A 16,375-nucleotide genomic window follows, 5' to 3' on the forward strand; every position below is an offset into this window, starting at 1 on the left:
GCAGAAAAAAACCCCACCTTATAAATGAATTTATGAGCATCATACATAAAGCTGAGCACTCTTTTTGTATGGAAACGCTCAAACCATGTAAACTTAAGAGTAAGTATAGAAAGGGTGAAAAAAATGAAAAAAATTTCAACAGTTGAAGAGTTCGAACAAGTTGTAAAGGAAAACAATCGCTTTTTATTTTTAAAACACAGTACAACGTGTCCAATTAGTGCAGCTGGTCATGAGGCATTTTCAGCATTTGCTTCTAGTCATGAAGACATTCCTTCTTATTATCTTCATGTTCAAGATTCACGTGATGTATCTAACTATATCGCTGAGACCTATGAAGTGAAGCATGAATCACCTCAAGCGCTTCTGTTTGAAGATGGAAAAGTGAAGTGGCATGCTTCTCACTGGAACATTAATGAAGACGAATTAGCGAAAAACGTAGCTCACTAACCGAAAAAGTATTTTAGTAAAAGAAAAATCCGAACATTAATCGTTCGGATTTTTTCATTGAAAGGGTGAACGTAGGTTTACTGTATGACAAGCAATCCATAATAGATTGTTTATTCCATTTTTTCGCCTTTAGATTGGAGCGATTTAGCTATGCCTCAACCTCTTTTTTTTATAAGCTGATTGCGGTTTCATCCGCTTTTTCGTACAATAGATGTAGTTTAGCACATAAAAGCAGAGAAGCCCCTTACATATATCCTCCATCATCTATCATCTTATGTAGTAACCCTGCTAAACGGATTTTTTAAAATCAGTGAAAGGGTGGACGTACATGACGAATTCAAATCTTCAGCATTTGCGATCTCAAATTGACGAAGTAAATATGAAACTGTTAAAGCTTATTAATGAGCGAGGCGAGCTTGTTCAAGAAATAGGAAAGTTAAAAGGCATGCAGTCAACCAAACGGTTTGATCCCGTTCGTGAACGAGCAATGCTTGATGCGATTTTAAGCAAGAATGAAGGACCGTTTCAAACGTCTACGCTTCAACATATTTTCAAAGAGATTTTCAAAGCTCATTTAGAGCTTCAAGAAGATGATCATCGTAAAGCACTTCTTGTATCCCGTAAAAAGAAGCCGGAAAATACAATTGTTACGGTAAAAGGAGAAACAATTGGTGACGGACTTCAGCGTTTTGTAGCAGGACCTTGTTCCGTTGAAAGCTATGAGCAAGTAGCAGCCGTAGCAAAAGTCGTGAAGCAGCAGGGTGTGCGGATGCTTAGAGGCGGAGCCTACAAGCCAAGAACATCTCCTTATGATTTTCAAGGCCTTGGCTTAGAAGGATTGCAAATTTTAAAAAGAGTAGCTGACGAATACGATTTAGCCGTTATTAGTGAGATTGTCGACCCCGCTGATATTGAAACAGCTGTAGAATACGTAGATGTGATTCAGATTGGTGCTCGTAATATGCAAAACTTTGAGCTGTTAAAAGAAGCGGGTGCGATGAAGAAGCCTGTCTTATTAAAGCGAGGCTTAGCCGCTACGATTGATGAGTTTATTAATGCTGCTGAATACATTGTGTCAAAAGGAAATGATCAGCTGATTTTGTGTGAACGAGGAATTCGTACGTATGAGCGAGCAACGCGAAATACGCTGGATATTTCAGCTGTTCCCATTTTAAAACAAGAAACTCATTTACCTGTTTTAGTCGACGTCACCCATTCAACGGGAAGACGAGATTTACTTGTTCCAACGGCTAAAGCAGCTCTTGCCATCGGTGCAGATGGAATTATGGCAGAAGTTCATCCAGATCCTGCGGTAGCACTTTCTGATTCAGCTCAGCAAATGGATATCCCGCAATTTACAGAATTTATGAAGCAGCTAAAACCTATATGTAACTTAAATTTATAAAAAAACGTAAAAATGAAAAATTCGTATACTTTTATGACAAGTTTGAGGCACTTAATGGTTTCAAGCTTGTTTGCCTTTCGTTATAATAAAGATAAGCGAAATTATTACGTATTTTGAAAACAGTCGATAACTTTTGTCAAAATAGGAAAGAATAAGTGCAAATCCAAAAAACAAGAATTTATGAAATTCTCGTGAAACTTGTCGGAAAAAGGCGGTAAATACGTTGCGATGAAGCACATAGTATCGTATAGTAGTTACAGATATTCGCTATCATTCTGTGATTGCATATGATATAAATTCGCGATTCACTTTTTTTATTTACTTAATATACACCGTCTTTTACATTGTTACATATAAACTGGTAAAATTGTCTTTGCCACGTAATAATAAGGGCATAACAGGAATGATTTAGATGCATACAGGGTATCTAAGCTGTATGTAAGAGTGAAGGAGCTAGAAATAGCCATTCTATAAAGGAAGATGGATTTATATACGTAAATACAAGAAATGAAATAAGGATAAAATAAACGAAATGTTTTTCGATAAGGAGTGTTTGTTGTGAACGTAACAATTTATGATGTAGCAAGGGAAGCAAGCGTGTCGATGGCAACGGTTTCTCGTGTGGTAAACGGAAATCCAAATGTAAAACCATCAACTAGAAAAAAAGTATTAGAAACAATTGAAAGACTAGGCTATCGTCCGAACGCAGTAGCGCGTGGATTAGCAAGTAAAAAAACAACGACAGTAGGAGTTATCATTCCTGATATTTCAAATATTTTCTATGCAGAGTTAGCGCGTGGAATCGAAGATATTGCAACAATGTACAAATATAATATCATCTTAAGTAACTCCGATCAAAATCAAGATAAAGAACTTCACCTTTTAAATAACATGCTTGGTAAACAAGTAGACGGAATCATCTTCATGAGTGGGAATGTAACGGAAGAACACGTAGAAGAGCTAAAAAAATCACCGGTTCCAGTTGTCCTTGCAGCATCAATCGAATCAACTAACCAAATCCCATCTGTAACTATTGATTATGAACAAGCAGCTTTTGATGCAGTGCAATCACTAATTGACAGCGGTCATAAAAATATTGCATTCGTTTCAGGTACGTTAGAAGAACCGATCAATCATGCGAAAAAAGTAAAAGGGTACAAGCGTGCTCTTACGGAAAGCGGATTGCCTGTACGTGATTCTTATATTGTAGAAGGAGACTACACGTACGATTCAGGTATTGAAGCGGTTGAAAAACTATTAGAAGAAGATGAAAAACCAACTGCTATTTTCGTTGGAACGGATGAAATGGCATTAGGCGTTATTCACGGGGCACAAGACCGCGGGTTGAATGTACCAAACGATCTAGAAGTTATCGGTTTTGATAACACAAGACTTTCAACAATGGTTCGTCCTCAGTTAACATCTGTTGTACAGCCAATGTATGATATTGGTGCAGTAGCGATGCGTCTCTTAACAAAATACATGAACAAAGAAACGGTAGACAGCAGCATTGTACAGCTTCCTCACCGCATCGAGTTCAGACAATCAACAAAATAATACCTGTGAATGAATAAGAACGAATCCAAAGTTCAGACACGGGGAGATAGAATATGAAAAAAATTGATATGCTCACACCTATAGGGATACTAATTGGTATCTCTATGGTTGTGTTTGGGGTTATTTCAAGTGGGGGAATGAGCGGTTTTTTAGCTTTTATTGATGTACCATCGATTTTAATTGTACTGGGAGGCGTTTTTGGTACGCTGTGCGTGAGCTTTCCTTTAAAACAATTAAAAAATATGGGAAGAGTAGGGAAACAAGCGTTTCAATCGAAAGAAATAAACGTAGAAGAAATTGTAGGAACATTTGTACATTTATCGGAGAAAGCGCGTCGAGAAGGACTTCTATCGTTAGAAGCAGAGCTTGAACAAATCGATGATTCATTTGTGAAAAAAGGTATTTTGCTAGCCATTGATGGAGTAGAACCAGAAATGATTCGAGAGCTGCTTGAAGCTGAAATAGCTGCAGTGGAAGAAAGACATGTGAGAGGTCGAAGTATGTTTGAAAAAGCAGGCGATTATGCCCCCGCTTGGGGAATGATTGGGACGCTCGTTGGGCTAGTGCTAATGCTTAAAAGCCTTAATACTCCTTCGTCGCTTGGGCCTAACATGGCAATTGCTCTTTTAACGACTTTCTACGGGGCGCTGCTTTCAAACTTGTTTTTTCAGCCAATCGCAGCTAAATTAGCTGGTAAAACGGAGCATGAGCTTTTTGTTAAAGAAGTGATTATTGAAGGTGTCATCGGCTTGCTGGCGGGTCAAAATTCTCGCTTTGTGCAAGCAAAGCTAAAAGTATTTGCCCCTGTTGAAAAACGAAAGCTGGAAGAAAAGAGAGAACACGTTCGTGAAGCGTAGAAGAAAAAGGTATTCGGCACAGTCGCCAAAATGGATGGTAACATTTGCTGATTTGGTGACGTTAATATTAGTTTTTTTTATTTTACTATTTTCAATGTCTAGCGTTGATAATCAAAAGTTTCAGACCGTTGTCAATTCGCTTACAAGCGGTGGCTCATTAGCTTCTGTAGAAAAGAGCCAGCAGTCTCAAAAGCTGGATAACATTTTAGCGAAAGTGCAGGGCTACCTGAAGGAAAATAAGCTTCAGAATGTCATTACTGCTAAGCGAGATAAACGCGGAGTTGTGCTTATTTTACAAGAACAGGTGCTGTTTGAAACAGGACAAGCGGACATTTTGAAAAAAGGTACTCCTTTTCTAGATGAATTAGGAAGGTTATTCAGTACTATTCCAAATGATATTAAAGTAGAAGGTCATACCGACAATCGACCCATTCACACCTATCGTTATCCATCTAATTGGGAACTATCGGCAGCGCGTGCTAGCGGCGTCATACGTTATTTAACGAACCATTTTTCTCTTTCTGCTAACCGCTTTGAAGCACTTGGATATGGAGATACAAAGCCGCTTGTTCCGAACACGTCTAATGACAATCTACAAAAAAATAGACGCGTCGAAATTATTATTTCAGATCCCGAAGCACAGTGAAAAAGGCCATACGCTTGTATAGCCTTTCTTTAAGAATGAGATGTATGAGAACGAATAGGATAAAGAGCGCGCTCAAGAGTTTGAGCGTTTTTTTCTGTTATTTCTGGTTTTCTTGGAATTGGCTGATAGATATTAGGTTCATCATCCCACTGCGTGCAAACGGGGTGGGGCGATACTTTTGTCCATTTTTCAAGCCATGACAGAGGAAGCATGCCTTCTGCCTTTCGTTCAATCATTTCAAGCCAAATGAATGACCAAGCCCGAGGAACAACCCGCCAAATATCATAACCTCCTCCGCCAACCGCAATCCATCTTCCCTGACAGTATTCATGGGCAATTTCATGAGCAATTTTAGGAATCTCACGGTATATTTTCGTGGTGCCGCATAAATGAGTGAGCGGATCGTAATAATGAGAATCGGCTCCATTTTGTGTCAAGATAACATCTGGTTTAAAAAAAGCAGCTACTTCTTTTAAAGAGGTCTTATAAACGTCGAGCCAAGACTCATCTTCGGTATAAGCATCAACAGGCACATTAAATGAATAACCATAGCCTTCACTGTGCCCGCGTTCGTTAACGTTTCCCGTACCTGGAAACAAGTAGCGTCCCGTTTCATGAATGGAAAGAGTACAAACGGAAGGGTCGTCATAAAATGTCCATTGAACGCCGTCACCATGGTGAGCATCTGTATCGACATAGAGAACGCGCGCGTTGTACTTTTGCTGCATATATTTGATGGCTACCGCGCTATCGTTATAAATACAGAAGCCGGAAGCTTTTCCTCGAAAGCCGTGGTGCAATCCTCCTCCTAAATTTAGAGCATGCTTAGCTTTTCCAGTCATCACATAATCTACAGCAGTAAGTGTACCTCCAACTAAAAATGCACTGGCTTCATGCATGTTGGGAAACATAGGTGTATCTTCTGTTCCAAGACCAAAATCTGCTGCTTTTTCAACAGAAAGCTCGCCGCTTCCTGCTAATTTTACCGCTTGAATATAGCTAGTATCATGGACAAGCTGAAGTTCTTCATCAGATGCCATCCGCGGTAATACAATATCTTGATTGCCTAAAGCACCAAATTCCCGTAACAGTTCATATGTTAGTTGAACACGAAGCTGGTTAAACGGATGATTATTGCTGAATTTGTACGAAAGAATATCATCTGAATAAATAAATACAGCATTACTAGTCATTACGTCATCTCCGGTAATTTAGGCCACAACACCTCATAGCCGTTTTCTTTTAATGTATTTATACTAATTAATGGATTAATAGCTTGAATGCGAAGCACAAGGATTTTATATCGTTCATCTACATCTGGGTAGACAAGTACGCTTAAGATGTTTGTTCTCGTTGAACCAAAAAGGGATGTAACTTCAGCGAGTACGCCAGCCTTGTTTTCTACTTTTATTTCAATTTGTGAACCTGGTTTATTGGTACCGGTAAGCTGAATAAACGTATGTAATAGATCTCTTTCGGTAACAACTCCTACTAACCGCTTGTTTTTTGTAACGGGAATACAACCGATTTGATGTTCATAAAAAATACTTGCAATTTCTTCAACAAAATCAAGAGGGTGAGCTGTAATGACTTCTGTTTGCATAATCATCCGCACGGGCTCGGATAGAAGAGCAGACGTGTAAGTATTATCTAAAATAGATGGACTTGCATCTCTTACGTCTCGATCAGAAATGATGCCAACTACGTGATGAAGGTCATTAACGATAGGAATATGTCTAATCTTATGTGTATCTAAAAGTTTCATAGCTTCAGCAATCGTATGGTCGGGGGTTAAGGTAACGAGATCGGTTTTCATCATTTCTTCAACAATCATCAGACACGGCTCCTTTTCTTAAAGGTCAGCTTAATACATAAAGCGATTTCGAAAGCGCAGGCTATCAAATTCTTGCATGCTTTCTTGAGGTACTCTTCTCCCAATTCTTACCATCAAACAATTAGCAGGGTGGGAGCTAATTTCCGGATCATCTGTGGCAAACCACGTAAGTCCGCCTTTATTCATCATTTTCTCCATAATTTTGCGGTAATCCCACACATTTAGCCCTGTTCCTTTTAAATCCCAATGCCAGTAATATTCTGTCGTAATGACAATATAATCTTCCATTGCATCATCCATCATAGATACGATAAGCAAGTTTTTACCAACAGCGTAGCTGCGAAATGGAGCAGCTACCTCTATAGCTCCTAATTCGATTAAATTCTCCATATTTCCTTCCGACCATCGTTCTAGAGGATCGGGATATAAAAAGGTTACGTAACCAATGATTGTATGATGATGGCGAGCAATAATGATTCTACCTTCAGGCAAGTTGGCAATCTCGATCAATGCTTCTTTTTGCTGTTCAGGTGGACGAAAGGCCGTTAGTTGCTCATGAAAATCAAGTTGTTGCAAGGTCTGTGAGGAGACAGGCCCTTCAATAACAATTGCTCCAACAGCTGTTTTTAGTTCTTTCATATTGTATGTTTGGGAATGTTTCACATGAATCACCACCTTCAAGCAGTCTTATCTGTATTATAATATAAAAAAAACTCTGTATTAAAGCGTTTTCAAAAAATTAAATAAAAGAAAAGGAGTTTTTTTAAAAACATAGAATAGAAAATTAAAAGAGATTCTTGTTAATTCGACACTTATATAAACAAGATTGTCATATAACAAGGGAGACTATTATCCCAATTCCGACAAATATTTTTATAAAATTGTGAAAAGTCTATTTTTGTTATATAATAGGTTTGTAAATTTTATACATAAGGGGGAGTTTGTGATGAAGGTGGAAGCGCTTCCTGTAATTGAAGGGGTATACAACTTACAGGACTACGATAAAACGTATCAAACCTTTGACTGGTCACAAGTGGAGAAGGAATTTTCATGGCATGAAACAGGTAAATTAAATGCAGCTTATGAAGCAATTGATAAGCACGCAAACTCTACGCGTAAAAATAAAGTTGCGCTTTATTATCGAGATGCGCAGCGCAATGAAAAATACACATTCAAAGAAATGAAAGAATGGTCAAACAAAGCCGCAAACGTGCTAAAACAAGCAGACGTAGAGAAGGGAGATCGCGTGTTTATTTTTATGCCTCGCTCTCCGGAACTTTATTTTGCATTGTTAGGAGCGGTGAAGCTTGGCGCTATTGTTGGGCCTTTATTTGAAGCGTTCATGGAAGGTGCAGTAAAAGATCGTTTGCAAGATAGTGATGCAAAAGTGTTAATTACAACGCCTGAACTGCTGAGCCGCGTTCCGGTGAAAGATTTGCCAGCTTTAAAACACATTCTCCTTGTAGGGGAAAATGTAGAAGAAGAAGGCATTCAACTAGATTTTCTAAAGCGATTAGAAGCGGCGAATAAAGAGGTGGAAATTGAGTGGGTAGATAGAACAGATGGTATGCTGCTTCATTATACATCAGGTTCAACTGGCAAACCAAAAGGCGTACTTCATGTTCACAACGCAATGCTTCAGCACTATCAAACTGCAAAGTGGGTACTCGACTTAAAAGATGACGATGTGTATTGGTGTACAGCAGATCCCGGTTGGGTAACGGGGACTTCCTATGGAATTTTTGGTCCTTGGCTTGCTGGAGCAACCAATGTGATTGTAGGAGGACGTTTTAGTCCAGATGCATGGTATCAAGCACTTGAAGATTTTGGCGTAACGGTTTGGTACAGTGCACCTACAGCTTTTCGTATGCTAATGGGTGCTGGTGATGACTTAGTTAAACGCTATGATTTAAGCAATCTCAGACATGTATTAAGTGTGGGAGAACCGTTAAATCCTGAAGTGGTACGCTGGGGAATGAAGGTGTTCCAAAAACGTATTCATGATACGTGGTGGATGACTGAAACTGGCGGTCAGACGATTTGTAATTATCCGTCTATGAAAATTAAGCCAGGATCTATGGGGAAACCAATTCCAGGCGTACAAGCAGCAATCGTTGACGATCAAGGGCAAGAGCTTCCACCTTATCGAATGGGGAACTTAGCAATTAAAAAAGGCTGGCCATCTATGATGCATACGATTTGGAACAACAAAGAAAAGTATGAGTCATATTTTATGCCAGGTGATTGGTACGTATCAGGTGATTCGGCGTATATGGATGAAGAAGGTTATTTTTGGTTCCAAGGCCGAATCGATGATGTTATTATGACGGCAGGAGAACGCGTGGGTCCATTTGAAGTAGAAAGTAAGCTTGTTGAACATCCTGCTGTAGCAGAAGCGGGTGTTATTGGTAAGCCTGACCCTGTGCGCGGGGAAATTATTAAAGCATTTATCGCACTTAGAGATGGGTATGAATCTTCAGATGAACTGATTGAAGATATTCGTCAATTTGTGAAAAAAGGGTTAGCTGCTCATGCAGCCCCGCGTGAAATCGAGTTTAAAGATAAGCTACCTAAAACACGAAGTGGTAAAATTATGCGTCGCGTTTTAAAAGCGTGGGAATTAGATTTGCCAACGGGCGATTTGTCAACGATGGAAGACTAAGGAGTAAATGTTTCAATCTTTGTAGGGAAAATAAGTGATTTTTATAAAGTTCAAACAGCCAGCTGTTTGAACTTTTTTTTGGACTTGAATTTTAAAATAAAATCATTCATAATTGTGGGGTGTAAACTTTTAAATAAAATAAACTGCAGTGATAGGAAGAAGTAATACTTGTCTCCCTGTTTAAGAGAGCTGATGGTTGCTGAAAATCAGTACATAGACAAATATGAAATACGTCCTTGAGCATCTTTTGTGAACTTACAGTAGCAAAAGACGGGTAGACCGTTACATCATTTAAGTGGGAAATAATTTATTTCCAAATAGGGTGGTACCGCGATATTTTCGTCCCTTCTTTTTTAAGAAGGGGCGTTTTTTATGTTGTTCAACAAATTGTAACGAGCAATTAGATAAAGGAGAGAATATATAACATGGATATTTTACAAGATCTTGAGTTTCGAGGGCTCATTAACCAACAAACGGATGAAAAAGGTTTAAGTGAACTTTTGAGTAAAGAGTCTGTTCGTTTGTACTGTGGATTCGATCCGACAGCCGACAGCCTTCACATCGGCCACATGCTTCCTGTTTTAATTTTACGTCGCTTTCAACAAGCTGGACACCAACCAATTGCATTAGTTGGTGGAGGTACAGGTCTTATTGGAGATCCAAGCGGTAAAAAAGCAGAGCGTACATTAAATGAAAAAGAAACGGTTGCCATGTTTAGTGAGCGTATTAAAGGTCAGCTTTCACGCTTCTTAGATTTCGAAGAAGGTGAAAATGCAGCAGTTATTGCAAATAACTATGACTGGATTGGCTCATTAGATGTTATTACATTCCTACGAGATATCGGTAAAAACTTTGGTATTAACTATATGATGGCAAAGGATTCTGTTCAATCTCGTATCGAATCAGGCATTTCATTTACGGAATTTAGCTACATGATTTTACAATCATACGATTTCTTGAATTTATACCAAACATATAACTGTAAGCTTCAAATTGGCGGCAGCGACCAATGGGGAAATATTACAGCTGGCTTAGAATTAATTCGTAAATCAGAAGAAGATGCAAAAGCATTTGGATTAACAGTTCCGCTTGTAACAAAAGCGGACGGGACGAAGTTCGGTAAAACAGAAGGCGGAGCAATTTGGTTAGACCCTGAAAAAACAAGTCCGTATGAATTCTATCAATTCTGGATTAATACAGATGATCGTGATGTTATAAAATATTTAAAATACTTTACATTCTTATCACACGAGGAAATTAATGAATTAGCAGCTTCTGCAAAAGAAGCTCCTGAAAAACGCGAAGCACAAAAAGCACTAGCGGCAGCGATGACTACGCTTGTACACGGTGAAGAAGCTCTTGAGCAAGCAATTCGTATTTCGCAAGCTTTATTTAGCGGAAGTATTTCAGAGTTAACAGCAGAAGAAATTAAGCAAGGATTCAAGGATGTTCCTTCTTACACGCATACAGGTGAAGATATTGGTTTAATTGATTTACTTGTAGAAAGTAAAATTTCTCCTTCTAAACGTCAAGCACGTGAAGATATTTCAAACGGTGCGATTTACTTAAATGGTGAACGTGAACAAGATTTACAAAAAACAGTAGGTGCAGAAGACCGTATTGAAGGTCAATTCACAGTGATTCGTCGAGGTAAGAAAAAATATACGCTTATTCAATACGCATAAAAAAAGGCCGAAAGGCCTTTTTTTTATATAGATAGCAAAAAAGCCGCTCCATAAGGAACGGCTTTTTACTATTAACGAGAGTAGAACTCTACGATTAGTGCTTCGTTGATTTCAGCAGATAATTCAGAACGCTCTGGTAAACGAGTGAATGTACCTTCTAATTTCTCAGCGTCTACTGTTAAGTAGTCTGGTACGAAGTTGTTAACTTCAAGCGCTTCTTTCACGATTGAAAGGTTGCGAGATTTTTCGCGAACACCGATCACTTGACCAGGTTGTACACGGTAAGATGGGATGTCAACGCGTTTACCGTCAACTAAAACGTGACCGTGGTTAACTAATTGACGAGCTTGACGACGAGTGCGTGCAAGACCCATACGGTATACTAAGTTATCAAGACGAGCTTCTAAAAGAATCATGAAGTTCTCACCGTGCTTACCAGTTAATTTACCAGCAGCAACGAATAAGTTACGGAATTGACGCTCAGTTACACCATACATGTGGCGTAATTTTTGCTTTTCTTGTAATTGTAAACCGTACTCAGAAATTTTCTTACGTTGACCTGGGCCGTGTGGACCTGGAGCGTAAGGGCGTTTTTCTAATTCTTTACCTGTACCACTTAGAGAAAGACCTAAGCGACGAGAGATTTTCCAACTTGGACCTGTATAACGAGCCATGATGACTCCTCCTTGTTTGTGTTTTTATTTTATGCAAAACAAAAACAGACACATTCTAGCGATATGCTCATTTTGTTTTCATGTACCATCGCTCTAGCAGCAGAGAGTTACACGATACACCATCTTGTTAAAAGAATTGCTACTTCTGTAAAACAACCTTTTAATGAGGAACAAAATGAAAAAACATAAAGAAGATTGTATAAGCTGCAATATTTCACACAACGAGTATTATAGGTGTTTCCTCGTATAAAGTCAAGGAAGATTGAAGATTAAAAGAATGTAAAAGAAAGGATATATTCTTTTGAAGTATGAAAGGAGAAGAAAGAACATAAGAAAACGGTGGTGATGGGCTAATCAAACGTTTGTTTAATAAGCAAAAACCGCTGATTTGCAGCGGTTTTTTTGCTTATTCATATTCAAAGAAAAGAAGTGAGTTCTTTGACGAATTCTTCAAGATACTGTTGATCGATTTCATCAAAGCGATTTTTGATTGGACTGTCAATATCAAGAACACCTAAAAGTTTACCGTCTTTTACCATTGGTACAACAATTTCAGATTGAGAAGCGGCATCACATGCAATGTGGCCAGGGAATGCATGAACATCTTCAATTCGCTCTGTTCTTTGATTTTGAGCTGCTGTACCGCATACGCCTTTTCCAAGTGGAATGCGAACACAAGCCGGCAGCCCCTGGAAAGGGCCGAGTACTAACTCGCCGTCTTCCATTAAATAAAAGCCTACCCAGTTTACTTCATTTAAAAATTGATTTAGTAACGCTGAAGCATTTGCTAGATTAGCAATTGTATTACTTTCTCCTTCTAATAAGGCGCGTAATTGCTTAATTACTAATTCATAATCCTTTTGTTTTGAGCCGCTGTAGTTTTCGACATTAAACAATGTATTCTCCTCCATTCAACATAAGATTTAATGAGTTTTTATCAGGAAACGTCAGTTTTAACGCTACTTTGTCGATAAAAGATTACAGGAACTAAAAAGCCTATCACGAATTATGTAGAGAGGCTACTAAAATCCTTTTTAAATACTGTAACGATTTCTACACAATTTTGCAATCATATGTGTTTTGTAAAAATAAATCGAAATGAGGTGTAGATAGATGGCTGTACAGTCAAAAACAAAAGAGAAAATTATTGATGCGGCTGTTTCTCTTTTTAACGTAAAAGGTTTTGATGGTACGTCGGTGCGCGAGATTGCAGGAAAAGCGAAAGTGAACGTAGCGAATATTTCATATTATTTTCATAGCAAAGAAGGATTGCTTGAAAGTTTAGTGATTTCTTATTTTGAAGGTTATATTGCGGTACTGGAGCAAGCATTCCAAGAAATGAAAAAGCTGTCTTCAACAGAAAGTATGATCGTGATGATTCGAGCTATCTTACATTACCAGCACGAAAATAGGCATATTGCTCGGCTCGTATATAGAGAAATCTCTCTTGACACGATTTTAATTCGAGAAGTTATGACTACGTATTTAACCAAGGAAAAGTACTACTTAAAAACAATCCTTGAAAGAGGGATGAAAGAAAAGGAATTTCGAAAGCTGCACGTTTCCTTTACAATCATTGAGCTTAAGGGCATGCTGTCTATGCCTTATCTTCATCCTCAGTACCTAAGTGAAGTTCTTCATATATTGCCTCACGAACCGTATTTTGTTCAGCAATATGCGATTGAGCTTGAGCGATGGGTGCACACTACGGTATGTTTGCCATATGAACGAACAAACAAACTGCGCGTTCAATTATCCTAAATGGAGCTCTCCATAGCCTTGGCCTAAATCCTTCGCACAGTGGGCATCTGACCCATATACGAGAGGGATTTTTTTCTGTTGGGCTGCTTTTACGACAAAGGGAGCTGGATACGCTTCCTTGCACAAAGGCTTAAACAACCCTGCACCATTATAATCCAAAGCCAGATCTTTCATTTTTATTTCATCGAGTATTGCTAAAATAATAGGTGAAAGTGTGTCTTCATATGGAAAGCGAGTTTGAAATTTATGTACGAGCGTCATATGACCAATGCGCTTAGGCTTATAAACGCCTAAATTGGCCTGTACAGAGCGTAATACGGTGTTGTAATACTTATCATATACTTTGCTTACGCTGCCAAACTTCTGTACAATATGTGCAAATACGTCAGCGCTAAAATCTAGGCAATCATATCCTTCTTCATGTTTTAAGAAGTGGACAGAAAGTATGCTGTCATCGAGATAAGGACCATATTCGTTTAAGAAATCTGTTGTTTCGTGTTCAAATCCTTCAATAAAGTCAACTTCCAATCCGATATTAATACGAATATCGGGCTCAAATTCTTTTTTAACTTGCTGTACGTTTTGAATGTAGCGATCAAGTTTGTCAGGATCCATTCCGCTGTCGCGATCAGGCGTCGGATCACTGAAGCTTTTTGGTAATGGAGCATGCTCTGTAAACGAAATCTCGCAAAAGTTCAGGGAAATCGCCTGTTCAACATATTGTTGCAATGAATCAGGTGAACCGTGTGGGCAAAATGGAGTATGAATATGTTTGTCAACTTTCATAAAAAATGCCTCCTTTTTTCTTCTTTTTCCATTGTAACGACACAAAGTGACTCCATGCCAATATTTTGTATAAAAAAATTTAATTTTTTGCTCAAAAGTTGGACTTTACATGGTATCATAAAAACATTGACGCAAAAAAATTTAAAGGATTAAATTGACCCTTTTTATAAATAAGAAACTTGTCATGTAGAACGCACTGTAAGGGGGCTTAGTATGGAATTCATTATAGCACTAATCATACTTATTATCGGATTAGTTGTGTACGGAATGTTTTCACGTAAAAAGATTTATCAAGAAATTGATCGCCTGGAAACGATCAAAGTCGAATTAGCAAATACGCCAGTTGCAGAGGAAATTTCAAAAGTAAAAGAATTGAACATGACAGGTCAAACTGAAGAGCTATTTGAACGTTGGCGTGAGCAGTGGGATGAAATTATATCAACTAATCTCCCGAAAATTGATAAAGAACTGTTTGAAACGGAAGAAGCAGCGGATAAATACCGATTTAAAAAAGCGAAGCAGTTATCTATACATATTGATCAAGCCTTAGAACAAACCAAGATAGATATTGAAAACATACTTACTGAACTTCAAAATTTAATTGGTAGCGAACAAGATAATCGATATGATATTGAGGAATTAAATCAGCTTCACCGCCATGTGAAGAAAAAATTGCTCGCACATCGGTATTCCTATGGAAATGCTGAAAAAACTTTAGAATACGCAATTAATACGTCTAAAGAGCAGTTTAAAAAATACGAGGAAGAGACGATTAACGGAAACTATCTTCAAGCACGTGAGATTGTTCTTCAATTAAAAACTGATTTAACAGCTATTGATTCGTATTTAGAACAAATTCCAAAAGTGTTAGTTGAGTGTCAGACCACTCTTCCTGTTCAGTTCAATGAACTGCTTGACGGGTTCCACGAAATGAGTGAGCAGGGATATGTGTTAGATCATCTGCAAGTAGAAGAAACGGTAGAGCTTTTAAAACAAGAAACTGCTGAAATTATTGCAGATATTGAAGAATTATATGTGGAAGAAGCGATTACAAAACTAGATGATGTGAACGAACGCTTAGAGCAGTTATATGACTCACTTGAGCATGAGGTTTTCTCCTATCATAAAATGAACCGTGAATCTCATACGGTATCTAACTTCCTTCGTATGCTTCAAGAACGAAACCGTGAACTTCGTGAAGAAACGCTATTTGTACAGCAAAGCTATCATTTTAAAGAGCGCGATTTAGACGTATATTATAAAATGGACCGCGAACTAAAACGATTGACTAACTTGTACTATAATATTTCGGACAAGGTGGCGGAGCACAATTTAGCCTACAGTGTGATCCAAGAAGAACTCGAAGACGTTTCCAAACAGCTTAACCAATTAAAAGAATCTCAGGAATCCTATAGCGATATGCTACAAGCTCTTCGCAAAGATGAGCTCTCAGCTAAGGACAAAATAGAAGAACTGAAATCTCAGTTGATTGAAGCACGACGCCTTATTCAAAAAAGCAACCTTCCTGGTGTTCCTGAAGAATATAAAGTGCAGCTTGAAAAAACGGTTCATATCTTAAATGAAGTAACCGCTAAGCTGAAAGAAAAACCGCTTAATATTCAAGCTGTTCAATCTTTACTTGAAGATGCAGTTGGTTTTGTTCAGGATACATTTGATGAAACAGAGGCAATGTTAGAAGAAGCGCGACTCGTTGAAAGAGTGATTCAATACGGTAACCGCTATAGAAGTACTCATCACTCAATTGCACAGTCTTTAGAAGAAGCAGAAGAAGCATTTCGTCATTATGAATACAAAGAAGCATTAAAACAGGCATCTGCAGCTATTGAGCAAGTAGATCCTGGTGCGCTGGATCGTATACAGCGTATTGTATCTTCACAGAGTTAAAAAGCTCGTGTCCAAAGGACACGAGCTTTTTTATGATGATGCTTTTCTTTGCATACTATCTCGTATCTCTTTCAATGCTAATGGTATAGTCTATAAATACGGCAGCAACTGTTAGGATAAGCAAGGGGAGACCTTGCTTATAAAGTGGCAAATAGC

General features: G+C 38.3%; 15 protein-coding genes and 1 other annotated feature. Of the genes, 9 read left to right on the plus strand and 6 right to left on the minus strand.

All coding sequences use genetic code 11. The features are described 5' to 3' along the window. Window positions 1-123 precede the first annotated feature (123 nt). The 5 genes from ytxJ (at window position 124) to motS (ending at window position 4,912) form a co-directional block, all read left to right on the plus strand. A complete protein-coding gene (ytxJ, locus tag AC0C45_RS00510; RefSeq protein ID WP_013059495.1) occupies window positions 124-447 on the plus strand; it encodes a bacillithiol system redox-active protein YtxJ in 324 nt (107 codons plus the stop codon). Between the two features lie 328 nt (window positions 448-775). Further along, window positions 776-1,852: a bifunctional 3-deoxy-7-phosphoheptulonate synthase/chorismate mutase gene (locus AC0C45_RS00515; RefSeq protein ID WP_016765743.1), complete on the plus strand. Its 1,077-nt coding sequence runs from the start codon at window positions 776-778 to the stop codon at window positions 1,850-1,852. A 558-nt stretch (window positions 1,853-2,410) separates the two neighbouring features. After that, window positions 2,411-3,409, plus strand: a complete 999-nt coding sequence (gene ccpA / locus AC0C45_RS00520; RefSeq protein ID WP_013059493.1) for a catabolite control protein A — start codon at window positions 2,411-2,413, stop codon at window positions 3,407-3,409. Between the two features lie 53 nt (window positions 3,410-3,462). Then, window positions 3,463-4,266, plus strand: coding sequence for a flagellar motor protein MotP (gene motP / locus AC0C45_RS00525; RefSeq protein WP_171776567.1), 804 nt, complete (start codon window positions 3,463-3,465; stop codon window positions 4,264-4,266). Next, window positions 4,256-4,912: a flagellar motor protein MotS gene (motS, locus tag AC0C45_RS00530; RefSeq protein ID WP_016765741.1), complete on the plus strand. Its 657-nt coding sequence runs from the start codon at window positions 4,256-4,258 to the stop codon at window positions 4,910-4,912. Before motP ends, motS begins: the two co-directional genes overlap by 11 nt. Before the next feature lie 29 nt (window positions 4,913-4,941). Here the strand turns inward: motS and AC0C45_RS00535 are convergent, their stop codons facing one another. The 3 genes from AC0C45_RS00535 to AC0C45_RS00545 are packed head-to-tail and all read right to left on the minus strand — an operon-like array spanning window position 4,942 to window position 7,409. After that, entirely contained in the window at window positions 4,942-6,105 is a 1,164-nt protein-coding gene (locus AC0C45_RS00535; protein ID WP_016765740.1) for an acetoin utilization protein AcuC, read from the minus strand. Continuing rightward, window positions 6,105-6,746: an acetoin utilization AcuB family protein gene (locus tag AC0C45_RS00540; protein WP_016765739.1), complete on the minus strand. Its 642-nt coding sequence runs from the start codon at window positions 6,744-6,746 to the stop codon at window positions 6,105-6,107. The genes AC0C45_RS00535 and AC0C45_RS00540 overlap by 1 nt, the downstream gene beginning before the upstream one ends. A 30-nt stretch (window positions 6,747-6,776) precedes the next feature. Beyond that, complete coding sequence (locus AC0C45_RS00545) at window positions 6,777-7,409, minus strand: hypothetical protein (protein WP_016765738.1); 633 nt, start codon at window positions 7,407-7,409, stop codon at window positions 6,777-6,779. A 283-nt stretch (window positions 7,410-7,692) separates the two neighbouring features. Here AC0C45_RS00545 and acsA point away from each other — a divergent pair, with 283 nt between their 5' ends. Together acsA and tyrS are read left to right on the plus strand one after the other, a co-directional pair. Beyond that, entirely contained in the window at window positions 7,693-9,408 is a 1,716-nt protein-coding gene (gene acsA, locus AC0C45_RS00550) for an acetate--CoA ligase (protein ID WP_047931062.1), read from the plus strand. A gap of 139 nt (window positions 9,409-9,547) precedes the next feature. Continuing rightward, window positions 9,548-9,758, plus strand: a binding site (T-box leader). A gap of 75 nt (window positions 9,759-9,833) precedes the next feature. Beyond that, window positions 9,834-11,093 carry a tyrosine--tRNA ligase gene (gene tyrS, locus AC0C45_RS00555; protein WP_013085222.1) on the plus strand — a complete coding sequence of 420 codons (1,260 nt, stop codon included), beginning with the start codon at window positions 9,834-9,836 and terminating at the stop codon, window positions 11,091-11,093. 71 nt (window positions 11,094-11,164) lie between these two features. Here the strand turns inward: tyrS and rpsD are convergent, their stop codons facing one another. Both rpsD and AC0C45_RS00565 read right to left on the minus strand, forming a co-directional pair. Then, window positions 11,165-11,767, minus strand: coding sequence for a 30S ribosomal protein S4 (gene rpsD / locus AC0C45_RS00560; protein WP_013059485.1), 603 nt, complete (start codon window positions 11,765-11,767; stop codon window positions 11,165-11,167). A gap of 416 nt (window positions 11,768-12,183) precedes the next feature. Further along, window positions 12,184-12,663: a GAF domain-containing protein gene (locus AC0C45_RS00565; protein ID WP_013085220.1), complete on the minus strand. Its 480-nt coding sequence runs from the start codon at window positions 12,661-12,663 to the stop codon at window positions 12,184-12,186. A gap of 217 nt (window positions 12,664-12,880) precedes the next feature. On the opposite strand from AC0C45_RS00565, the gene refZ reads away from it, so the two are divergent. After that, complete coding sequence (refZ, locus tag AC0C45_RS00570; protein WP_047931063.1) at window positions 12,881-13,528, plus strand: forespore capture DNA-binding protein RefZ; 648 nt, start codon at window positions 12,881-12,883, stop codon at window positions 13,526-13,528. Here refZ and hisJ read toward each other — a convergent pair. Beyond that, complete coding sequence (hisJ, locus tag AC0C45_RS00575) at window positions 13,520-14,314, minus strand: histidinol-phosphatase HisJ (protein WP_013085218.1); 795 nt, start codon at window positions 14,312-14,314, stop codon at window positions 13,520-13,522. The genes refZ and hisJ overlap by 9 nt on opposite strands. A gap of 213 nt (window positions 14,315-14,527) precedes the next feature. Here hisJ and ezrA point away from each other — a divergent pair, with 213 nt between their 5' ends. Next, window positions 14,528-16,219, plus strand: coding sequence for a septation ring formation regulator EzrA (gene ezrA / locus AC0C45_RS00580; protein ID WP_016765733.1), 1,692 nt, complete (start codon window positions 14,528-14,530; stop codon window positions 16,217-16,219). Window positions 16,220-16,375 lie beyond the last annotated feature (156 nt).

Source organism: Priestia sp. VA7 (assembly GCF_055710015.1).

Excerpts from the sequence above, each read along its gene's own strand:
- AC0C45_RS00535 (WP_016765740.1), bottom strand. The coding sequence starts at position 6,105 with ATGACTAGTAATGCTGTATTTATTTATTCAGATGATATTCTTTCGTAC.
- hisJ (WP_013085218.1), bottom strand. The coding sequence starts at position 14,314 with ATGAAAGTTGACAAACATATTCATACTCCATTTTGCCCACACGGTTCA.
- AC0C45_RS00540 (WP_016765739.1), bottom strand. The coding sequence starts at position 6,746 with ATGATTGTTGAAGAAATGATGAAAACCGATCTCGTTACCTTAACCCCC.
- tyrS (WP_013085222.1), top strand. The coding sequence starts at position 9,834 with ATGGATATTTTACAAGATCTTGAGTTTCGAGGGCTCATTAACCAACAA.
- ezrA (WP_016765733.1), top strand. The coding sequence starts at position 14,528 with ATGGAATTCATTATAGCACTAATCATACTTATTATCGGATTAGTTGTG.
- acsA (WP_047931062.1), top strand. The coding sequence starts at position 7,693 with ATGAAGGTGGAAGCGCTTCCTGTAATTGAAGGGGTATACAACTTACAG.
- ytxJ (WP_013059495.1), top strand. The coding sequence starts at position 124 with ATGAAAAAAATTTCAACAGTTGAAGAGTTCGAACAAGTTGTAAAGGAA.
- motP (WP_171776567.1), top strand. The coding sequence starts at position 3,463 with ATGAAAAAAATTGATATGCTCACACCTATAGGGATACTAATTGGTATC.
- AC0C45_RS00515 (WP_016765743.1), top strand. The coding sequence starts at position 776 with ATGACGAATTCAAATCTTCAGCATTTGCGATCTCAAATTGACGAAGTA.
- refZ (WP_047931063.1), top strand. The coding sequence starts at position 12,881 with ATGGCTGTACAGTCAAAAACAAAAGAGAAAATTATTGATGCGGCTGTT.
- rpsD (WP_013059485.1), bottom strand. The coding sequence starts at position 11,767 with ATGGCTCGTTATACAGGTCCAAGTTGGAAAATCTCTCGTCGCTTAGGT.